The organism is Paraoerskovia sediminicola, from assembly GCF_030296575.1.
GTDB lineage: Bacteria > Actinomycetota > Actinomycetes > Actinomycetales > Cellulomonadaceae > Paraoerskovia > Paraoerskovia sediminicola.
In genome coordinates this window covers 2,422,226-2,443,146 of record NZ_AP027729.1, presented here as the reverse complement: position 1 = coordinate 2,443,146, position 20,921 = coordinate 2,422,226, and the positions used below count along the sequence as shown (strand labels likewise).

7 protein-coding genes, 2 rRNA genes and 3 pseudogenes are annotated in these 20,921 nt (G+C 66.9%); 1 reads left to right on the top strand and 11 read right to left on the bottom strand.

All coding sequences use genetic code 11. The annotated features are described in order from the left end of the window. Positions 1-57 precede the first annotated feature (57 nt). The 3 genes from QUE47_RS11280 to QUE47_RS11270 form a co-directional block, all read right to left on the bottom strand. A 23S ribosomal RNA gene (locus QUE47_RS11280) occupies positions 58-3,164 on the bottom strand. 528 nt (positions 3,165-3,692) lie between these two features. Continuing rightward, a 16S ribosomal RNA gene (locus QUE47_RS11275) occupies positions 3,693-5,212 on the bottom strand. Together the 16S and 23S rRNA genes form the textbook arrangement of a ribosomal RNA operon. Positions 5,213-5,742: 530 nt before the next feature. Then, positions 5,743-6,750: a LamB/YcsF family protein gene (locus tag QUE47_RS11270; RefSeq protein WP_350227548.1), complete on the bottom strand. Its 1,008-nt coding sequence runs from the start codon at positions 6,748-6,750 to the stop codon at positions 5,743-5,745. Between the two features lie 139 nt (positions 6,751-6,889). Here QUE47_RS11270 and QUE47_RS11265 point away from each other — a divergent pair, with 139 nt between their 5' ends. Next, positions 6,890-7,441 (top strand): GNAT family N-acetyltransferase, encoded by a 552-nt coding sequence (locus QUE47_RS11265; RefSeq protein ID WP_286217363.1) that lies wholly within the window; start codon positions 6,890-6,892, stop codon positions 7,439-7,441. A 152-nt stretch (positions 7,442-7,593) separates the two neighbouring features. On the opposite strand, the pseudogene QUE47_RS11260 reads toward QUE47_RS11265, so the two are convergent. The 8 genes and pseudogenes from QUE47_RS11260 to QUE47_RS11225 form a co-directional block, all read right to left on the bottom strand. After that, positions 7,594-8,593, bottom strand: a pseudogene (locus QUE47_RS11260) (sugar phosphate isomerase/epimerase family protein). Between the two features lie 83 nt (positions 8,594-8,676). Beyond that, positions 8,677-9,351, bottom strand: a complete 675-nt coding sequence (locus QUE47_RS11255; RefSeq protein ID WP_286217362.1) for a hypothetical protein — start codon at positions 9,349-9,351, stop codon at positions 8,677-8,679. Positions 9,352-9,615: 264 nt separating this feature from the next. Next, positions 9,616-10,542 (bottom strand): hypothetical protein, encoded by a 927-nt coding sequence (locus tag QUE47_RS11250; protein WP_286217361.1) that lies wholly within the window; start codon positions 10,540-10,542, stop codon positions 9,616-9,618. Beyond that, complete coding sequence (locus tag QUE47_RS11245) at positions 10,437-15,545, bottom strand: ThuA domain-containing protein (protein ID WP_286217360.1); 5,109 nt, start codon at positions 15,543-15,545, stop codon at positions 10,437-10,439. The genes QUE47_RS11250 and QUE47_RS11245 overlap by 106 nt, the downstream gene beginning before the upstream one ends. 176 nt (positions 15,546-15,721) lie before the next feature. After that, a pseudogene (locus tag QUE47_RS11240) lies at positions 15,722-16,893 on the bottom strand (Gfo/Idh/MocA family protein). Between the two features lie 106 nt (positions 16,894-16,999). Then, positions 17,000-18,085 carry a substrate-binding domain-containing protein gene (locus QUE47_RS11235; RefSeq protein WP_286217359.1) on the bottom strand — a complete coding sequence of 362 codons (1,086 nt, stop codon included), beginning with the start codon at positions 18,083-18,085 and terminating at the stop codon, positions 17,000-17,002. A gap of 87 nt (positions 18,086-18,172) precedes the next feature. Then, positions 18,173-19,129, bottom strand: a complete 957-nt coding sequence (locus tag QUE47_RS11230) for an ABC transporter permease (protein WP_286219484.1) — start codon at positions 19,127-19,129, stop codon at positions 18,173-18,175. Between the two features lie 146 nt (positions 19,130-19,275). Then, positions 19,276-20,795: pseudogene (locus QUE47_RS11225) on the bottom strand (sugar ABC transporter ATP-binding protein). Positions 20,796-20,921: the final 126 nt, after the last annotated feature.

Genomic DNA, 20,921 nt, shown 5'->3' with positions numbered 1-20,921 from the left:
GGTGGTGCCCGTTTCTCGGGAACCGCACAGTGGACGCGTGCATGGCAATGTTTGTTGGTTGTGAAGTTGTCGGCTGATTAGTACCGGTCAGCTGCGACAGTCGTTAGTCCTGTCTTCCACGTCCGGCCTATCGACCCAGTAGTCTTCTGGGTGCCTTCCACCCGCGAGGGGTGTGGAAACCTCATCTTGAAGCAGGCTTCCCGCTTAGATGCTTTCAGCGGTTATCCCTTCCGAACGTAGCCAACCAGCGGTGCTCCTGGCGGAACAACTGGCACACCAGAGGTTCGTCCGTCCCGGTCCTCTCGTACTAGGGACAGCCCTTCTCAAGTTTCCTGCGCGCGCAGCGGATAGGGACCGAACTGTCTCACGACGTTCTAAACCCAGCTCGCGTACCGCTTTAATGGGCGAACAGCCCAACCCTTGGGACCTACTCCAGCCCCAGGATGCGACGAGCCGACATCGAGGTGCCAAACCATGCCGTCGATATGGACTCTTGGGCAAGATCAGCCTGTTATCCCCGGGGTACCTTTTATCCGTTGAGCGACGGCGCTTCCACAAGCCACCGCCGGATCACTAGTTCCGACTTTCGTCCCTGCTCGACCTGTCAGTCTCACAGTCAAGCTCCCTTGTGCACTTGCACTCGACACCTGATTGCCAACCAGGCTGAGGGAACCTTTGAGCGCCTCCGTTACATTTTTGGAGGCAACCGCCCCAGTTAAACTACCCACCAGACACTGTCCCTGATCCGGATCACGGACCGAGGTTAGGAATCCAGAGCGACCAGAGTGGTATTTCAACGTTGACTCCACACACGCTGGCGCGTGCGCTTCACAGTCTCCCACCTATCCTACACAAGCCGCACCGAACACCAATATCAAGCTATAGTAAAGGTCCCGGGGTCTTTCCGTCCTGCTGCGCGTAACGAGCATCTTTACTCGTACTGCAATTTCGCCGAGTTCACGGTTGAGACAGCGGAGAAGTCGTTACGCCATTCGTGCAGGTCGGAACTTACCCGACAAGGAATTTCGCTACCTTAGGATGGTTATAGTTACCACCGCCGTTTACTGGGGCTTAAATTCTGAGCTTCGCCTTGCGGCTGACCCGTCCTCTTAACCTTCCAGCACCGGGCAGGCGTCAGTCCGTATACATCGACTTGCGTCTTAGCACGGACCTGTGTTTTTAGTAAACAGTCGCTTCTCCCTGGTCTCTGCGGCCGTCCACGCTTCCCCAGCAAGTGGGTTCACGCTTTCGGCCCCCTTCTCCCGAAGTTACGGGGGCATTTTGCCGAGTTCCTTAACCGTGATTCGCTCGATCGCCTTAGTATTCTCTACCTGATCACCTGAGTCGGTTTGGGGTACGGGCGGCTAGAACCTCGCGTCGAAGCTTTTCTTGGCAGCATAGGATCACCGCGTTCCCACATACGTGGTCACTGTCAGCTCTCAGGATATGTGTCGGGCGGATTTGCCTACCCGACTCCCTACGGCCTTAGACGTGGTCTACCATCGCCACGTGCGGCTGCCTTCCTGCGTCACTCCTGTTAATACGCTTACCTACTACCGGTTCGGGTCCCACGCTCCCTGCCACGGTGATCCCCGAAGGGATCGGTGCGGCAGTTCGGATGGTTAGCATCACCGGGCTCGGTATGGGCGGTTCTTCGCCGGTAGGAGAATATCAACTCCTTGTCCATCGACTACGCCTGTCGGCCTCGCCTTAGGTCCCGACTTACCCAGGGCGGATTAGCCTGGCCCTGGAACCCTTGATCATTCGGCGGACGGGTTTCTCACCCGTCTTTCGCTACTCATGCCTGCATTCTCACTCGTGTAGGCTCCACCGCTGGATTCCTCCGCGACTTCACTGCCCACACGACGCTCCCCTACCCATCCGCACGCCTGGACCACGAAGGCCTAGCGTTTGTGCGAATGCCACAGCTTCGGCGGTGTACTTGAGCCCCGCTACATTGTCGGCGCGGAATCACTTGACCAGTGAGCTATTACGCACTCTTTCAAGGGTGGCTGCTTCTAAGCCAACCTCCTGGTTGTCTGTGCAACTCCACATCCTTTCCCACTTAGCACACGCTTAGGGGCCTTAGCTGGTGGTCTGGGCTGTTTCCCTCTCGACTACGGAGCTTATCCCCCGCAGTCTCACTGCCACGTTCTCACTTACCGGCATTCGGAGTTTGGCTGACGTCAGTAACCTGTTGGGGCCCATTAGCCATCCAGTAGCTCTACCTCCGGTAAGAAACACGTGACGCTGCACCTAAATGCATTTCGGGGAGAACCAGCTATCACGAAGTTTGATTGGCCTTTCACCCCTAACCACAGGTCATCCCCTCGGTTTTCAACCCAAGTGGGTTCGGTCCTCCACGCGGTCTTACCCACGCTTCAACCTGCCCATGGCTAGATCACTTCGCTTCGGGTCTAGACCCAGCGACTCATACGCCCTGTTCGGACTCGCTTTCGCTACGGCTTCCCCACACGGGTTAACCTCGCCACTGAGCACTAACTCGCAGGCTCATTCTTCAAAAGGCACGCTGTCACCCCTGCTAAGGAGGCTCCAACGGATTGTAGGCACACGGTTTCAGGTACTATTTCACTCCCCTCCCGGGGTACTTTTCACCTTTCCCTCACGGTACTGGTCCGCTATCGGTCACTAGGTAGTATTTAGGCTTATCAAGTGGTCTTGACGGATTCACACGGGATTTCTCGGGCCCCGTGCTACTTGGGATCCCTTCCAGGAGGCCACGCCATTTCGTCTACGGGGGTCACACCCTCTGTGCCGGGCCTTTCAATGCCCTTCGACTATGACACGACTTTCTTACTCCTTGCCCGGATGTCAGTCCGGGCCGGAAGGTCCCACTACCCCGCACATGCAACGCCTGACAGCTTTAACACATGCACGGTTTGGCCTGATCCGCTTTCGCTCGCCACTACTCACGGAATATCTCTTCCTGTCGGTACTGAGATGTTTCACTTCCCGACGTTCCCTCCACACACCCTATATATTCAGGTGCGGGTCACCACACATGACTGTGGCGGGGTTCCCCCATTCGGACATCCTCGGATCACGGTTCGTTTGCCAACTCCCCGAGGCTTATCGCAGGCTACAACGTCCTTCTTCGGCTCCTAGTGCCAAGGCATCCACCCTGTGCCCTTAAAAACTTCACAAAACATAAAACACAAAATTGCAGATACCAAAGACTTCACATCTTTGATGAGATGCTCGCGTCCACTGTGCAGTTCTCAAGCAACGGACGATCCCACCCTACTGAGCCGGCTGCTGCCGGCCGTTCACGGTGACCCGTACCAGTCCCAACCACGCGCCCAGGACTCCCACCCCAGCTCCCCGGCCATCCCGGCACCCGCCACCCCGAAGAGCGACACGACCGACCAACCAGAAACCCGAGTGCAAGCCCCGCAGCGCCGATGGCCTGGGGACCCAACAGTGTGCTCACGCCAACCCCCGCCTCACCGGTGCGTTCCCCCCGAGACCACCACACCCAAGACCACCACTCACACGCCCGAAGGCATCCGAAGGCTGTCCTGGACGGGTATCTCGGTGTACTACCACCGACGACACGAGACCAGCTAGTCAATGTTCCACCCATGAGCAACCACCCCCACACGCGAACGGTGTGAGCCATGGCCTCTGAACCCACCAGCCACTACGACCGGCGAGCAGACGAAGCTCCTTAGAAAGGAGGTGATCCAGCCGCACCTTCCGGTACGGCTACCTTGTTACGACTTAGTCCCAATCGCCAGTCCCACCTTCGACGGCTCCCCCACAAGGGTTGGGCCACCGGCTTCGGGTGTTACCGACTTTCGTGACTTGACGGGCGGTGTGTACAAGGCCCGGGAACGTATTCACCGCAGCGTTGCTGATCTGCGATTACTAGCGACTCCGACTTCATGGGGTCGAGTTGCAGACCCCAATCCGAACTGAGACCGGCTTTTGGGATTCGCTCCGCCTTACGGCATCGCAGCCCTTTGTACCGGCCATTGTAGCATGCGTGAAGCCCAAGACATAAGGGGCATGATGATTTGACGTCATCCCCACCTTCCTCCGAGTTGACCCCGGCAGTCTCCTATGAGTCCCCACCATCACGTGCTGGCAACATAGGACGAGGGTTGCGCTCGTTGCGGGACTTAACCCAACATCTCACGACACGAGCTGACGACAACCATGCACCACCTGTATACGAGTGTCCAAAGAGGCTGCTGTCTCCAGCAGATTCTCGTATATGTCAAGCCTTGGTAAGGTTCTTCGCGTTGCATCGAATTAATCCGCATGCTCCGCCGCTTGTGCGGGCCCCCGTCAATTCCTTTGAGTTTTAGCCTTGCGGCCGTACTCCCCAGGCGGGGCACTTAATGCGTTTGCTGCGGCACGGAACTCGTGGAATGAGCCCCACACCTAGTGCCCAACGTTTACGGCATGGACTACCAGGGTATCTAATCCTGTTCGCTCCCCATGCTTTCGCTCCTCAGCGTCAGTTGCGGCCCAGTGACCTGCCTTCGCCATCGGTGTTCCTCCTGATATCTGCGCATTCCACCGCTACACCAGGAATTCCAGTCACCCCTACCGCACTCTAGTCTGCCCGTACCCGATGCACGCTCAAGGTTGAGCCTTGAGTTTTCACACCAGACGCGACAAACCGCCTACGAGCTCTTTACGCCCAATAATTCCGGACAACGCTTGCGCCCTACGTATTACCGCGGCTGCTGGCACGTAGTTAGCCGGCGCTTCTTCTGCAGGTACCGTCACTTTCGCTTCTTCCCTACTGAAAGGGGTTTACAACCCGAAGGCCTTCATCCCCCACGCGGCGTCGCTGCATCAGGCTTGCGCCCATTGTGCAATATTCCCCACTGCTGCCTCCCGTAGGAGTCTGGGCCGTGTCTCAGTCCCAGTGTGGCCGGTCGCCCTCTCAGGCCGGCTACCCGTCGTCGCCTTGGTAGGCCATTACCCCACCAACAAGCTGATAGGCCGCGAGACCATCCTTGACCGATAAATCTTTCCACCACACACCATGCGATGCGCAGTCATATCCGGTATTAGACCCCGTTTCCAAGGCTTATCCCGAAGTCAAGGGCAGGTTCCTCACGTGTTACTCACCCGTTCGCCACTGATCCACCCAGCAAGCTGGGCTTCACCGTTCGACTTGCATGTGTTAAGCACGCCGCCAGCGTTCGTCCTGAGCCAGGATCAAACTCTCCGTAAATGATCAACATCAACCACCCACACCCCAAAGAGGCACAAGCAGTCAACAATCATACGAAACAACCACCAGACCCACCCGGAAAAGAGCGAGACCGACAGCCATAGTTAAACCTTGGCAAAAGAGACAAAAACTAACGTTTCTGTATCTGTTTGACCATTAAAAACCCCGACCACCCGGCAGGCGCCCCACAACGAGACACACACCAGACAAGCCAGAGCAAATGGCATTGACTATCAAGCACACTGTTGAGTTCTCAAACAACCGACGCGCACCGTCCCAACCAGCCACAACCAGTGACCAACCAGACCCGGGGCAACCTCTCCAACCTACCAGACCCACACCCTGCAGTCCAGCCCCACGATCCCGCCCCGACAAGCAGCACGCACAGCGCACACACCCACCAGAACCACACCAAGGGTTCCAACCCGAAGCAGACGGCCACCGGCACCACGCTCACGAAGAGCGGCACTCCCCCGAGCCAAACCCAGGATCCGTGTCCGTCACACCCTGTCGGGCTGACTCCGAGAACATTACACGCCCTCCCGACCGACTCCAAACCCTTCCGCGGTGACCACCACCACACCCGCCCCCGCGGCGCCCCGAACGCCCCCACGAACGTTCCCACCAGCGCCCCCACGAACGCCCAGAACACGCCGCAAACAGGCCGCCCAAGTCAACATCACCAGGATCCACACCCGACACCAACCGCGACTCCAGCCGCTAAGCCGGCCACGAGCGAGTCTCGAACACCGCCCCGGACCAGAGTCAGGACACGACACCCACGAACGGGACGACGTGAGCGCCCGCGCTCTCGAGCGCCCCCGCACGGCGCCGAGCAGCTCCACGGCGCCCGGGGTGTCCGAGTGGACGCACACGGAGTCCACCTCGACCGGGACGACCGTGCCGTCCGCGCTCAGGACCGTCCCCTGCTGCACCATGCGCACCACCCGGTCCGCGACGAGGCCGGTCCCGTGCAGCACGTCCCCGGGCGTGCCGCGCGGCACGAGGGTCCCGTCCGATCGGTAGCCGCGATCGGCGAACACCTCATGGACCACAGGCAGCCCCGACGCCTCGGCGAGGCGCAGGACGGCGGACCCCGCGAGCCCCACGACCGGGAGGCGATCGTCCACCGCGGCGACGGCGTCGACCACGGCCTTCGCCTGGGCCTCGTGGTGCACGATCGCGTTGTAGAGGGCCCCGTGCGGCTTGACGTAGCTCACCCGGCTCCCGGCGAGCCGCGCGAACCCCTGCAGCGCCGAGATCTGGTGCACCACCTCGTCGAACAGGACGTCCGGGGCGACGTCGACGAAGCGTCGCCCGAACCCTGCGAGGTCGCGGTACCCGACATGGGCGCCGATCGCGACGCCGCGCGAGGCCGCTGCAGCGGTCACCCTGCGCATCGTCGACGAGTCCCCGGCGTGGAACCCACAGGCCACGTTCGCGCTCGTGACCAGGTCGAGGAGCGCGTCGTCGTCAGCGATCGTCCACGGGCCGAAGCCCTCACCGAGGTCGCAGTTGAGGTCGATGCGGTGGCTCATCCGTCCATCATCGACCCTCCGCCGTCGGGACACCGGGCACGCCCGCGCCACGAGCCGCCGACGCCCCCACCCGACAGTGCCCGCACGACACCGCCCACACGACACCGCCCGGACGACACCGGCCGGATAGCCTCGCGCCATGGAGACGACGATCCGCCGCGCCACCGCCGCCGACCTCGAGGGGCTCGTCGAGCTCGCCGCCGCGACGTTCCCCCTGGCGTGCCCGGAGGGGACGGCTCCCGAGGCGATCACCGCACACGTCGCGGCCCATCTGGGGCCGGAGTCGTTCGCCCGCTGGACCGCGAGCGCGGACCACGTCCTGTTGGTCGCGGAGGACGCAGACGTGCCCGGTCGGCTCGCGGGCTACGCGCTGCTCGCCTGCTACCGGACGACGGACCCAGGCATGGTGCGCCTCGTCGGTGAGGGGCCCGCGGTCGAGCTGTCGAAGATCTACGTGCGGGCGGACGCGCACGGTTCGGGCGTCGCCACCGCGCTGCTGGCGGCCGGCCTCGACCTCGTGTCGACCACGTGGCCGGATGCTCCCGTGTGGCTCGGCACGCACTCGACGAACCTCCGGGCGCAGCGCTTCTACCGCAAGCACGACTTCGAGCTCGCGGGCACCCGCACCTTCTTCGTGGGCGACGAGGCCCAGGACGACGTCGTGATGCTCCGCCGCGTCCCGACCGTCTGACCCTGGTGGCTGCCGCCACACGGGTCAGAACAGCCACGTATCACCACACACGACGCAGCGCGTCGTAGGCGGGGAACCACCCAGAGGTACGTCCAGACCCACGACGCGCTGCGCCGTCCGACACCGCCACGGACCGGCGGTGCGCCGAGAGCTCAGTCTTTCGAGGAGAACGCGGCGTCGAACGCCGTCCCGGGCGCGTCGAGCGCCTTCTCGCGCACGAAGGCCAGGCCCTCGGGGGCGCCCTGGAGGCGGTCCATGCCGGCGTCCTCCCACTCGACCGAGAGCGGGCCCTCGTAGCCGATCGCGTTGAGCATGCGGAACGCGTCCTCCCAGGGGACGTCGCCGTGGCCGGTGGAGATGAAGTCCCATCCGCGGCGCGGGTCGGCCCACGCGAGGTGCGACGAGAGGCGGCCGTTGCGGCCGTTCAGCCGCTTCTTCGTGTCCTTGCAGTGGACGTGGAAGATGCGGTCCTGGAAGTCCCAGAGGAAACCGACCGGGTCGAGGTCCTGCCAGACCATGTGGCTCGGGTCCCAGTTGAGGCCGAACGACTCGCGGTGGCCGATCGCTTCCAGCGTCTGCTTCGCCGTCCAGTAGTCGTAGGCGATCTCGCTGGGGTGGACCTCGAGCGCGAAGCGGACGCCGACCTCGTCGAACACGTCCATGATCGGGTTCCACCGGTCGGCGAAGTCCTGGTACCCGGCGTCGATCATCGACTGCGGGGCCGGCGGGAACATCGCCACCGTCTTCCAGATCGACGAGCCCGTGAAGCCGACGACCGTCTTCACGCCGAGCTTCGCCGCCATGCGGGCGGTGTCCTTCATCGCCTCGGCGGCGCGCTGCCGCACCCTCCGGGTCGCCGTCGCCCCACACCGCGGGCGCCAGGATGTCCTGGTGGCGCTGGTCGATCGGGTCGTCGCACACCGCCTGGCCGGTCAGGTGGTTGGAGATCGCGACGATCTCCAGGCCGTGGCGCGCCATCAGGTCCTTGCGGCCCTGGACGTACTCGGCGTCGTCCCACCGGGAGACGTCCATGTGGTCGCCCCAGCAGCACAGCTCGAGGCCGCCGTAGCCCCAGCCGGCGGCGAGGCTCGCCACCTCCTCGAGGGGCAGGTCGGCCCACTGCCCGGTGAAGAGCGAGATCGTGCGTGTCATGTCGGTTCCTTCCGTGGTGCGTCGTTGTCGTGGACCGGCGGTCCGAGGTCTGTCGGTGTACTGGTCAGGTGGCGGTGAGTCAGTCAGTCCTGGTGGGCGGCCCGGCGGCGCACGACGATCACGACGGCCACGGCCGCGACGACGGCGAGGAGGACGGCTCCGCCCCAGACCAGCGGCGCGCTGGTGCCGCTGTCGTCCGAGCTCCCGGACGCCTCGGCGCCGGCGCTCCCCTCGTCGGCCGCAGCGTCGTCGGCGGGGACCTCGGTCTCTGGACCGGCCTCGGCGGCCACCGGCTCGGGTGTGGGAGCGGGCACCACGTCGATCTCGGTGACGCCCTCGTACTCCTCCGGCTCCGTGGCGGTCGTGGTCAGCGTCCAGTGGCCCTCGCCGAGGATCCCTGGCTCCGACCTGTACCACCCGACGCCCTCGGACGCGGACTGCAGCTGGATCGGGCCGACCTCCTCGCCGTCGTCCGACACGGCGGACACGACGAGGTCGACGGTCTCCTCCACCGGGTGCTCGTCACCGGCCCAGACCACGACGGCGTCGATGCCCCCGGCTCCGTCGGTCCCGATGTCGACCTGGAGCTCGCCGCCGTGCGCGGCGGCCGGACCGCTCAGCGCGAGGTGCGCGGCGCAGGTGAGGAGCGCGAGCAGCCCCGCGACGAGGGCCCGGACGAGCGCGCTGCGGGGTGCGCGCGCGAGTGCGGCCGTGCGCCCGGCGCGGCCGTGCGGTCGCGTCCCCCGTGGGGTGAACATTCCTCGATCGTGCGTCACGATCCGCTCCTTCACAGGTCTCCTTGGATGAGGGGCCCTCGACGCGGGACCGGAGCGCATCCGTCCCACGTCGAGGGGTGCTGGTCCGAGGACCAGCGGGTGCCACGTCCGGGGCGCCGAGCCTCGGGGCGACCCGGGCCTGGGTCGTGATCCCCGAGGGGTCGGACGACGTCCCGGACGTGGCGTTCGCCGGTGGCCGCGCCCAGGGGTGCCGAAGCACCTCCGGGCACGGCCACCGGAGTCAGATCAGCCGCACGCCACCTCCCCGACGGTGACGATGACGACGGCCTTGCCCGACGGGCTCAGCGTCCAGTCGCCCTCGACCTCGAGGGTCGCGCGCGGCTCGGGCGACGCGATGATCCGGTACTGACCGGCCTCCAGGTCGCTCAGGTCCGCGGGCTTGCCCTTGGCCTTGCCGTCCACCCAGTTGTGGACGACGTAGCCCTTGACGCCGGTGACATCCGTCGGGGCGATGGAGCCCCCGGCGAGCGAGCCGTCGGTGCACACGGGCTGGGTGACCACGGCTGCGGGCACGTTGTCGCACCCGTAGCCGTCGATCGTGACGACGAGGGTCGCCTTGCCCGACGGGCTCAGCTTCCAGTCGCCGTCCACCTCGAGGAGGTGGTCGGCGTCCGGCGTCGCGATGACGTGGTACTGGCCCGGAGCGAGGTCCTGGAGGTCCGACGGCTTGCCGTCGTTCAGGTCCCCGTCCACCCAGTTGTGCACCACGTAACCCTTGACGCCCTCGACGGCCTCACCGGTGAGCGTGCCACCGGTGCGGACGTTCGTGCCGTCCACGACCTCGCACGTCGGCTGCGTCACGGTGACCACGGGGGTCGCCGTCGGGCAGTCGAAGTCCTCGATCGTGATCTCCAGCTGGAGGCGACCCTGGAAGATCTCCGTCCAGCCGTCGCCCGGGACGAGGGTGTAGCCCTCGGCCGGGTAGGCACGCACCAGGTAGTCGCCCGGCGCGAGGTCGCCGGCGCGGACGTAGCGGCTCGTGTCCGCGGCGTCCTTGACGACGTAGCGGGCCACGCCGTCCATGGGGGTCCCGACGACCGCACCGTTCACCTCGTCGAACGCGCCGTCGACGACGGTGCACGCGGACTGGGTGACCGTGGCGGCCGGGGTGGCCTCCATGACGACCGGGTCGTTGTCTGCGATCGTGAACACGAGATCCGCACCGTCGACGTTCTGGTCGCCGGCCGAGGCGCGCACCTGGACGGTGTGCTCCCCGGCTCGCCGACCTCGACGGGCGCGGTGTACTCGGCCCAGCCGGCGCCGTCGAGGTTGTACTCGCGGTACACGAGCTCACCCTCGGGGCCCCCGGCGGTCTCGATCGAGACCGTCACCGGACCGGTGTACTCCCCGTTCTCGCCGTCGGGCGCGGCCGGGTCGAGCGACCCGGTCACGACCAGCGGCTCGACGACGTCGTCGCCGACCACGTGGAAGTAGTCGAACGATGCCGTCACGGACGTGGTCTCCGACGCGCCGAGGGCGAAGAGGCCCACCTTCGCGTCGGCCACCGCGGCGTTCTCGACGGACTCGCCGAGCGACTCCCAGGTCTCACCGTCGGTCGAGTACGAACCGGTGAAGGTCGTCCCCTCCTTGGCGAGGCGCAGGTACCAGACGTCGTCCGACAGGTCGGTGACCCCGGGCTGCGGGTTCACGATCGCTCCCGCGACCTCCGACCGCAGCTCGATCCGGCCCGCCACGGGCGAGCCCGCGGCGTTGTCGGTGACGTAGTCCAGCTTGACGTAGTTGTCGTCGTCCTCGTAGAGGATCAGACCGCCCTGCTGGTACTGCTCGGCGAACTGCGAGCCGTCGACGACGGTCTCGACGGTCCAGTCACCCTCCGGCTGGTCCTGGAGGATGATGTTCGGCACGTCCGTGTTGCCACCTTCGTAGATGTCGGTGGGCGACGTGTCGATCTCCAGCGAGCCGTCCGCGACGCGGTAGCCCTCCGGGTCCTCGCGGACGATGCCGGTCCACCGGCACGTGTCGAGGGACGATCCCTCGAACTCGTCGTCCGGCCCGGTCGCGGAGACCGAGTCGTCCGGCGTGATGTGGAACCAGTCGAACTCGGCGTCCACGACCGGAGCGACGGATCCCGTGCCCGCGAGCGAGACGAGACCGATGCGCGGGTCGACGATGCCGTCGAGCGACTTCGTCTGCGGCATCTGCGTGAAGTCCACGCCGTCCGCCGAGTACGAGGCCGTCAGGTCGGAACCGTCGGAGCTCGCGAACCGCACGTACACGGTCGACGGGAACGACGCCCCCAGCGCGGCCGTGTTGGAGTCGGCGACCTCGTTCGGAGCGCCGGCCTCCTCACGGATGAACTGGAAGATGCGCGTCGCCGGGTCACCGGGGTTCGAACGACCCTGGATCACCATCTTCGCGTAGTTGTCCGCGTCGCCGTAGATCACGAGGCCGGCCTGCTGGTACTGCGCATTGGCCGGGATCGTCAGCTTTCCGGTGGCGGTGAACGCGCCGTCCTCCAGGTCCTGGAGCACCAGGTTGGGCACCGTGACGTTCCCGGTCCCGTAGAAGTCGGTCGTCGTCGCCGGGATCGTCAGGACCCCGTCCGAGACCGACAGGTTCTGGTCCTGGTCCTGGACGGTCCAGCGGTCCGGGTCGATCTCCGTCCCGAGGAAGTCGTCCGAGCGCCCCTGGAGGCACTGGGTCGGCTCGACCGTCTCCTGGGTCACCGTGACGGTCACGTACTCGACCGCGTAGGCGCCGCCCGCGTCGGTCACCCGCACCTGGAGCCGGTACGTGCCCGGGTCCGTGTACGTGTGCTCGAGCTCGGGCGAACCGTCGACGAACCCGTCACCGAGACCGAGGTCCCAGGCGTAGACGAGGTCCTCGGCGGCACCGTCGGGGTCGGTCGCGGTGACCGACGCCGTGACCGTGAGGGGCGCGAGACCCTCGAGGGGCGTCGCCTCGAGCGTGACGTCAGGACGCTCGTTCGCCGTGACACCGCGCCCGTCGATCTCGAACCAGTTGACGTTGATGCCACCGGAGAGAAGGACGAAGTGCAGCGACCCCGAACCGGAAGGCACGTCGGAGAGCGACACGGGGACGTCCTCGTAGACCTGCCAGTCGCCGGTGTCGGGCACGGTGAACGTCCCGATCTCAGGACCGTCCGGTGCGTCCCAGCGCACCGAGACCTCGCCGCCACCCGCGCCGGAGGCGGCGCGGACGGAGAGCCCGTCGACGTTCGTCAGGCTGACGGGCTCGTAGGCCCACCAGTCGTCGGTCTCGATGTAGCCGATGTTCTGCCCACCGCCGGCGGAGTCACCGGTCTCCTCGGTCACGACCCCGGCGTCGCCGCCGGTGGTCGAGCCCGCGAGCCGACCGGTCGAGGTGAAGAACTCCGCCTGCACGAGCTTGGGCTGGAGCACCTGGAGGTCGTTCCCGGAGAGCGGGACGCCTGCGGCGCCACCGTCGTCCGTGTACGTCGCCTCGATCACCCAGAAGATGTTCGACTCGATGCCGTGGCCCTCGTCGCGTGCCGTCTGGATGACGCCCTCGCAACCGCCGAGCTCGTCGAACGGGTGCGCGTGCGAGTCGTGGCCGAGCGACGTGAACAGTCGCACGTCGGCGCAGTCCACCTCACCGTCCGGGTCCTCGACGGCGATCTCGTAGGCGACCTGGTCGCCCCACTCGAAGAACCCGCCGTTCTCGGGGAAGGTGATCGAGACCGTCGGCGCCTCGTTGCCCACGACGACAGTCACGTTGGCGACCCCGGTGAGGCCGTCCTCGTCGGTCGCCGTCAGCTGAGCCGTGTAGGACCCGTTCTCGGTGTAGACGTGCGTCGGGTTCGCCTCGGAGCTCGGCTCCGAACCGTCACCGAACGTCCACTGCAGCGTGATCGGGTCGCCGTCGGGGTGACGGGTCCCCTCGGACGAGAACTGGACGGTCAGCGGCGCTGCGCCGCTGGTGACGTCGGCGGACGCACGCGCGATCGGAGCCGCGTCGCCCTGGACGTAGTTCACCTTGAAGATGCCCGACGAGTCGTTGTTCCCGCCGAAGCCCGAGCCCCAGTCGACCATGTACATCGCGCCGTCCGGTCCGAACTCCCAGTCCATCGGCCGGTCGAAGCCCGCGCTCGGGTCGAAGATCCCCGGGAGCACCCGGTTGATGTCGACGAGGTCGTCGCGGTCGTCGCCCGTGAGCTGGAACGAGTACATCCTGCCCTGGTTCCACTCACCGAAGAACGCCTTGCCGTCCCAGTACTCGGGCCACTTCACGGCCGAGTCGAGGTCGGCGTCGAACTCGTAGACGGGGCCACCCATCGGGGCGCCGCCACCGCCGATCTCGGGGAACAGCGGGTTCGTGGAGTAGCCGTACCAGACCTCTGCCTCGATCGCTCCGGGCAGCTGCTGGATCCCGGTGTTGTTCGGGGAGTCGTTGACGACGCCCGCGGCGCAGTCGAACGACTCGCCGGACTGACCGGTCGCGAAGTCGTAGTCGACGTAGTCGTTGTTCGAGCCGGTGCAGTAAGGCCAGCCGTAGAAGCCCGGCTCGCTCACCACGTTCCACTCGACCGTCCCGGCCGGTCCACGCGTCGCGCTCGCCGAGCCCGCGTCGGGACCGTAGTCCGCGACCTGCACGGCGTCCGTCTCGGGATCCATCCCGATCCGGAACGGGTTGCGGAAGCCCATCGCGTAGATCTCGGGAAGGGTGTCGTCCGTCCCGGGGGCGAACATGTTGCCCTCGGGGACCGTGTACGTCCCGTCGTCCTGCGGCGTGATGCGCAGGATCTTTCCGCGCAGGTCGTTCGAGTTGGCCGACGTGCGCTGCGAGTCGTAGTTCTTGCGACCGGAGCGCTCGTCGAGCGGCGCGTAACCCGCCGACTCGAACGGGTTCGTGTTGTCGCCCGTGGCGATGTACATGTTCCCGGCGGAGTCGAAGGTCATGTCGCCGCCCGCGTGGCAGCAGGTGTCCCGCTGCGTCGGGATGGTCAGGACCTTCTCCTCGGTCGCGGCGTCGATCGAACCGTCGACATAGGTGAAGCGGGAGACCTGGTTGTGCGGCCCCACGTCTCCCACGTCCCGCGGCGACCAGAACAGGTAGACCCATCCGTTGTCGGCGAAGTCCGGGTCCAGCACGATGCCGGTGAGCCCGTCCTCGTTCGACTGCGTGACGTCGAGCGTCACCGCGGTCGTCGTGACGTTCGTCTCCGGGTCGATGACGCGGACACGACCGTCGCGCTCCACGTACAGCACGGTGCCGTCGGGTGCGACGTCGAGCATCATCGGGTTCGAGGTGTCGTCGTCCAGCGGGACGGCCTCGTAGCTTCCGCTCTGGGTCGCGGCGCAGTCACCGCTGACGGCTCCCGCGGCGTACTGGATCCCACCGAGCAGGTGCTCGAGGAACTCGGGCTCCGCGTAGGACTCGTTCGTGTGGCCGGCACCCGTGTACCAGGACCGCCCGCCCTCGTACACCTGGCACCAGGTGAACGGGTGCTCGGCGCCCATCGCGCCACCACCGGGGTTGTAGGTCGTCTCGTCGAGCGACCCGAGCACGTGGACGGTGTCGCGCGGGTCGCTGCGGAAGTTGTACCACTCGTCGAAGCGCTCCCAGCGCTCCGGGAGGTGAGCGGTGGACGGGTGGACGTGGTCCTCGACCTTGATCGTGGCCGTCTGGTTCTGGGGGTGGGAGTCGAAGTACGCGCCCACGAGATCCCCGTACCAGGGCCAGTCGTACTCGGTGTCGGACGCCGCGTGGATCCCGGCATACCCGCCACCGTTCTCGATGTAGCCCTCGAACGCGGCCTGCTGGGCCTCGTCGAGGACGTCGCCGGTCGTCGAGAGGAACACGACCGCCTCGTACTGCTCGAGGTTCTCCTCGGTGAAGGCCCCGGCGTCCTCGGTCGCGGTGACCGAGAACCCGTTGTCGACACCTAGTTGCTCGATCGCGGCGACGCCGACCGGGATCGACCCGTGCCGGAATCCGGCGGTCTTCGAGAAGACCAGGAGGTCGAACGGTGCGGCCACGTCGTCCTCGGCGGCGGCGAGCGCCGACGAGAGGTCTTGCGGTGCTGCTTGAGGTACGGCGGCCTGCGCGCCCAGCGCGCCGACCATGGTCAGTGGGAGAGCTACCGCGCTCGCGACTGCTGCCGCGAGTGCACGCTTCGTCGCGTGCGGCGCTCTCCAGAGCACATTGCTCACCAGAGGCTCCTTCAGGATGGGTCAGGTGTCTCGATCTGTGTGCTGCGCTCCGGGATCCGCCACGTCGGCCCTGACGTGGACTCACCGGTGGGTGGCTCTCGCCACCGCGGACTGCACCCCCTGCTCTTCCTGCGTTGCGCGTGGGGCCGCCGACCTGGTCAGCGGCCCCACGGCGTCTAGACGTCGAGCCAGGCGCCCTTCTCGGCGCTCCGTTCGACGGCGTCCAGCACCTTCTGGACGGCGAGCCCGTCGGCGAACGACGGCGTGGGTTGCTCCCCCGCCGCGATCGCGCCGACGAGGTCGACGACCTGGTGCGTGAACGCGTGCTCGTAGCCGAGGCCGTGCCCCGGCGGCCACCAGGCCGCGATGTACGCGTGCTCGCCCTCGGTGACCACGATGCGTCGGAACCCGCCGGTCGTCGCCGGGTCGGACGCGTCGAAGAAGTGCAGGACGTTCATGTCCTCGAAGTCGAAGGCCAGGGAGCCCTGCGAGCCGTTGATCTCGATGCGGATCGCGTTCTTGCGGCCCTGCGCGAAGCGCGTGGCCTCGTAGACCCCGAGCCCGCCCCCGGACAGGTGCGCGAGGAACACCGAGGCGTCGTCGACGGTCACCGGACCGGTCTCGTCGCCCGCGGTCCCGGAGAGACCGGTGAGCTCCGCGGCCACCGGCCGCTCGGTCACGAAGGTCTTGAGCGCACCGGAGACCCCGGTGATCGACTCACCGGTGATGAACTGCGTCAGGTCGATGATGTGGGCGCCGATGTCCCCGAGCGCCCCGGAGCCGGCCTTCGCCTTGTCCATGCGCCAGGTCAGCGGCGCCTGGGGGTCGGACAACCAGTCCTGGAGGTACTGGGCCCGCACGTGCCGCACCGTGCCGATCCGGCCGTCGGCGACCAGCTGGCGAGCGAGCTGGATCGCGGGCACGCGACGGTAGGTGAAACCCACCATCGCGCGCACGCCGCGTGCTGCCGCCGTGTCGGCGGCGGCCACCATGCGCTCGGCCTCGTCCACCGAGTTGGCGAGCGGCTTCTCGCACAGGACGTGCTTGCCGGCCTCGAGCGCGGCGATCGCGATCTCGGCGTGCGTGTCGCCCGGGGTGCAGACGTCGATCAGGTCGACGTCGTCACGCTCGAGCAGGGCGCGCCAGTCGGTCTCGACCGAGTCCCAGCCGAGCTTCGCCGCGGCGGCGGTCACGTTGGCCCGGTTGCGGCCGGCGAGCGCCGTCATCGACGTCTCGAGGGGCAGGTCGAAGAATCGGGGGCGGTGCGCCACGCCTGCGAGTGCGCGGCGCCCATGAACGAGTACCCGACCATCCCGACGCCGAGGCGCCCTCGTGCTGCGTCGCCCATAGGGAGCTCCTTCCTCAGTCGTTGTCCCGGTCGGCGACGCCCGCTCGGGGCAGCGCCGACCGGGTGGCGGGGAGGTCTCGCCTCCCCGCCACCGGTGTCGGTCGGATCAGCTCTCGAACGCGGTCGGCAGGTACTCGTCGACGTTGTCGGCGGTGACGACCGGCGCGAACAGCTGGACGGTGCGCGGGACGCCGACCGAGACCGTGTCCTCCATCGACTTGCCCTGGACGATCAGGCGGGCGAGCTCGATGCCGTCGGCGGCCTGCGTCGACGGGTAGACGACGGTGGCCTGGAGCACGGAGTCACCGGACTTGATGTCCTCCATGACGTTCTTCGAGCCGGCGCCGCCGACCATGAAGAACTCGTCGCGGCCGGCGTTCTCGATGGCCGCGAGGACGCCGACGCCCTGGTCGTCGTCGTGGTTCCAGATCGCGTCGATCTGCGGTGCCGACTGGAGCAGGTTGGACGTCGCGGTCTCGCCGCCCTGGACGGTGAAGTCGGCGGCGACGCGGTTGTCGACGTCGAGGCCGCACTCGCCGAGCGCGTCCTCGAAGCCCTGGCTGCGGTCCTGGGTCAGCGGCAGCGAGTCGATGCCGGCGATCTCGGCGACCACGGCGTCGGGGTTGTCCCCGAGCTGCTCGCAGATGTAGTGCCCGGCGCTGACGCCCATGCCGTAGTTGTCGCCGAGGACGGTGGTGCGGGCCGCCGTCGGGCTCGAGAACTCGCGGTCGACGTTGACGACCGTGATGCCCGCCTCCATGGCCTTCTCGGCGACCTCGGTGAGCGCCGTGCCGTCGAACGGCAGCAGCACGATCGCGTCGACGCCGTCGTTGATGAACGTCTCGATCTGGCTGATCTGGAGGCTGACGTCGTTGGTCGCCTCGGCCTGACGCAGCTCGACGTCGTCGTACTTCTCGGCCTCGGCGACGGCGGCCTTGGTGATCGCGCCCATCCAGCCGTGGTCGGCGGCCGGGGCGGAGAAGCCGATGACGACGTCCTCGCCCGGCTCGTCGTTGGCGGACGTTCCGCCGGAGTCGCCCGAGTCACCCGAGTCGCTGTCGGACGCCGTGGTGTCGCCGTCGTCCTCGGGCTCGGCCGTGTTCGAGGTGCAGCCTGTGACGAGCAGCGCGGCGGCAGCCGTCGCCACGGTCATGGTCGCCAGTCGGCGGCGGGTCGTGAGTCGTGCGGACATGAGATCTCCCTTGATGTCGTCCTGCTTCTGGTGCTGTGTCGTTCTGGTGGAGCAGTCGTGCTGTCGTGCGGTCGGGCGGCGGCGCCGCTATGAGCCGGTCTTGGAGCGGCCCGCGAACCTCTGCTGGAGGAGCACGGCGCCGACGATGATGACGCCCTTGATGACGGCCTGCGCCGAGATCGAGAGGTTGTTCTGGGTGAAGACGTTCGCGAGGGTGGCGAAGATCAGGACGCCGAGGACGGTGCCGACGATGGTGCCGCGACCACCGGCGAGCAGCGTCCCGCCGACGACCACCGCGGCGATGACCTCGAGCTCGTAGAGCTGGCCGTGGGTCGACGTCCCGGCGGTGGTGCGGGCCATCATCATGACGGCGGCGATGCCGGCGGTCAGGCCCGCGAGGCCGTAGAGGTACATCGTGTGGCGCTTGACCTTGATGCCGGCGAGGCGCGCGGCCTCGGGGTTGCCACCGACGGCGACGGTGCGGCGTCCGAACGTCGTCCGGTTGAGCAGCACCCACCCGAGCGCCGCGACGACGAAGAACATCCAGACGAGCACCGGGATGCCGAGCAGGTCGCCGCGGAACGCGTCGAGGAACCCGTCCACGTCCACGATCTGCGTCTGCCGGTTCGAGATGATCTCGGCGAGCCCGCGCGCCGCCACGAGCATCGCGAGGGTCACGATGAACGAGACGACTTTCCCGTAGGCGATCAACACGCCGTTGATCAACCCCGCGACCGTGCCGACGGCGAGCGCGGTGAAGACCATGACGATCCAGTGGAAGTCCTCCGCCATCGTCTGCGTGGCGAGCGTGCTCGCCCACACCGTGGCGAGCCCCATGACCGAACCGACGGAGAGGTCGATGCCGCCCGACGTGATGACGAAGGTCATCCCGATGGCGAGGACGCCGATGATCGCCGCCTGCCGCAGGATCGTCATGATGTTGTCGAAGCTCAGGAACCGGTCGCCCGCCGTGATGAACCCGACCGCGCAGATCGCGACGAGCGCGAGCACGAGGCCGAGGTTGCGGCCGACGGATCCGTGCAGGAGGCCGGGCTTCGCGTCCTTGACGTGGGGTGCAGGGTCGTTGTCGGTCGAGCCTGCCGAGACCGTGGCGGGCGGGAGCCCGCCGTGATCCCCGGTCTCCCGGCTGCTGTCGTCCTTGACCGCCGGGGCGGCCGGCTTCTGGTCGCTCACGCGGCACTTCCTTCCATGACGAGGTCGAGCACTCGGTGCTCGTCGATCTCTTGTGCAGGTCCTCGGTGCACGACCCGGCCCTCGCTGATGACGAGCGCGTGGTCGGCCATGCCGAGCACCTCGTCGATCTCGCTCGAGACGACGAGGACGGCGGCGCCCGAGTCCGCGAGGGTGCGGACCAGGGCGTAGATCTCTGCGCGCGCTCCCACGTCGACGCCGCGGGTCGGCTCGTCGAGGAGCAGGACGCGGCAGCCGCGGACGAGCCAGCGGCCGAGCAGGGCCTTCTGCTGGTTGCCGCCCGAGAGCGTGCGGGCGACGCGTCCGGAGTCGGCGGGACGCACGTCGAGGTTGACGATCTGCTCGTCCGCGGCCGCGCGCTCGGCCGCCTCGTCGAGGAACCCGGCCTTCGCGAACCGGGCGAAGGTCGGCAGCGTGATGTTCTTGAAGACTGGCTCGTCGAGCACGAGGCCCTGGGACTTGCGCTCCTCGGGGCAGAGCCCGATCCCGGCGTCGACCGCGCGGGAGACGGACCCCGGACGCAGGACCTTGCCGTCGACCTTCACCGTGCCCGACGTCGCGTGGCGGGCCCCGTAGATCGTCTCGAGGATCTCGGAACGACCGGAGCCGACCAGACCGGCGAGGCCGACGACCTCGCCGGCGCGGACCGTGAGCGACACGTCCCGGAAGGTGCTCCCGAGCGAGAGGTCCTCGACCTCGAGGAGGGGAGCCGCGTCGTCCGGCACGCCGGGGCGGTGGGGAAGCTGTTCTCGACCTCGCGGCCGGTCATCAGCTGGATGAGCTTCGCCGTGGGGGTCTCGGAGACGAGGAGGTTCGACGCCACCGACGCGCCGTCCTTGAGGACGGTGATCCGGTCGCCGATCTCGCGGATCTCGTCGAGGCGGTGCGAGATGTAGACGATCGCGACGCCGGCCTTGGTGAGTTCCTTGACGACGCGGAACAGGTTCTCGACCTCGCCGGAGTCCAGCACCGCGGAGGGCTCGTCCATGATGATGACGCGGGCGTCGTGGGACAGGGCGCGCGCCATGGAGACGATCTGCTTGCCGGCGGCGGGCAGCGTCCCGACCTCGCGGTTGGGCGAGAGCTCGCCGTGGCCGAGGCGGTCGAGGAGCTCGCGGGTCTTCTTGACGAGTGTGCGACGCGCGGTGAACCCACCGGTCGAGAGCTCGTGCCCGAGGTAGATGTTCTCGGCGATCGAGAGGCCGTCGACGACGTCGAGCTCCTGGTACATGGTCGCGACCCCGAGCTCGAGCGCGGCGACCGGGTGGGCGATGACGGCGGGCTTCCCGTCGATGAGGATCGTGCCCTCGGTGGGTTGGTGGGCCCCGGAGAGGACCTTGATGAGCGTGGACTTCCCCGCGCCGTTCTGGCCGAGGAGGCAGTGGACCTCGCCTGGAAGGACCTCGAGGTCCACGCCGTCGAGGGCGCGGGCTCCGGGGAACGTCTTGACGATTCCCTGCATCTGCAGCAGCGGTGCTGTGGGGTCTTCGGTGACCATGTGACAGAACCTAGGCCCACTTATGTCGACCGTCAAGCAGAAGTTGCGCTACTTTTGCATCGTTACCTCAACGTGATGGGATGCTTCACGGCAGAAGCCCCCGGTTCCGCGGCGATCTCAGTGCAG

What these genes read in the sequence shown, in the direction of transcription:
- QUE47_RS11270 (WP_350227548.1), bottom strand. Translation starts at nt 6,750, where the DNA reads ATGAGCCACCGCATCGACCTCAACTGCGACCTCGGTGAGGGCTTCGGC.
- QUE47_RS11265 (WP_286217363.1), top strand. Translation starts at nt 6,890, where the DNA reads ATGGAGACGACGATCCGCCGCGCCACCGCCGCCGACCTCGAGGGGCTC.
- QUE47_RS11255 (WP_286217362.1), bottom strand. Translation starts at nt 9,351, where the DNA reads ATGTTCACCCCACGGGGGACGCGACCGCACGGCCGCGCCGGGCGCACG.
- QUE47_RS11235 (WP_286217359.1), bottom strand. Translation starts at nt 18,085, where the DNA reads ATGTCCGCACGACTCACGACCCGCCGCCGACTGGCGACCATGACCGTG.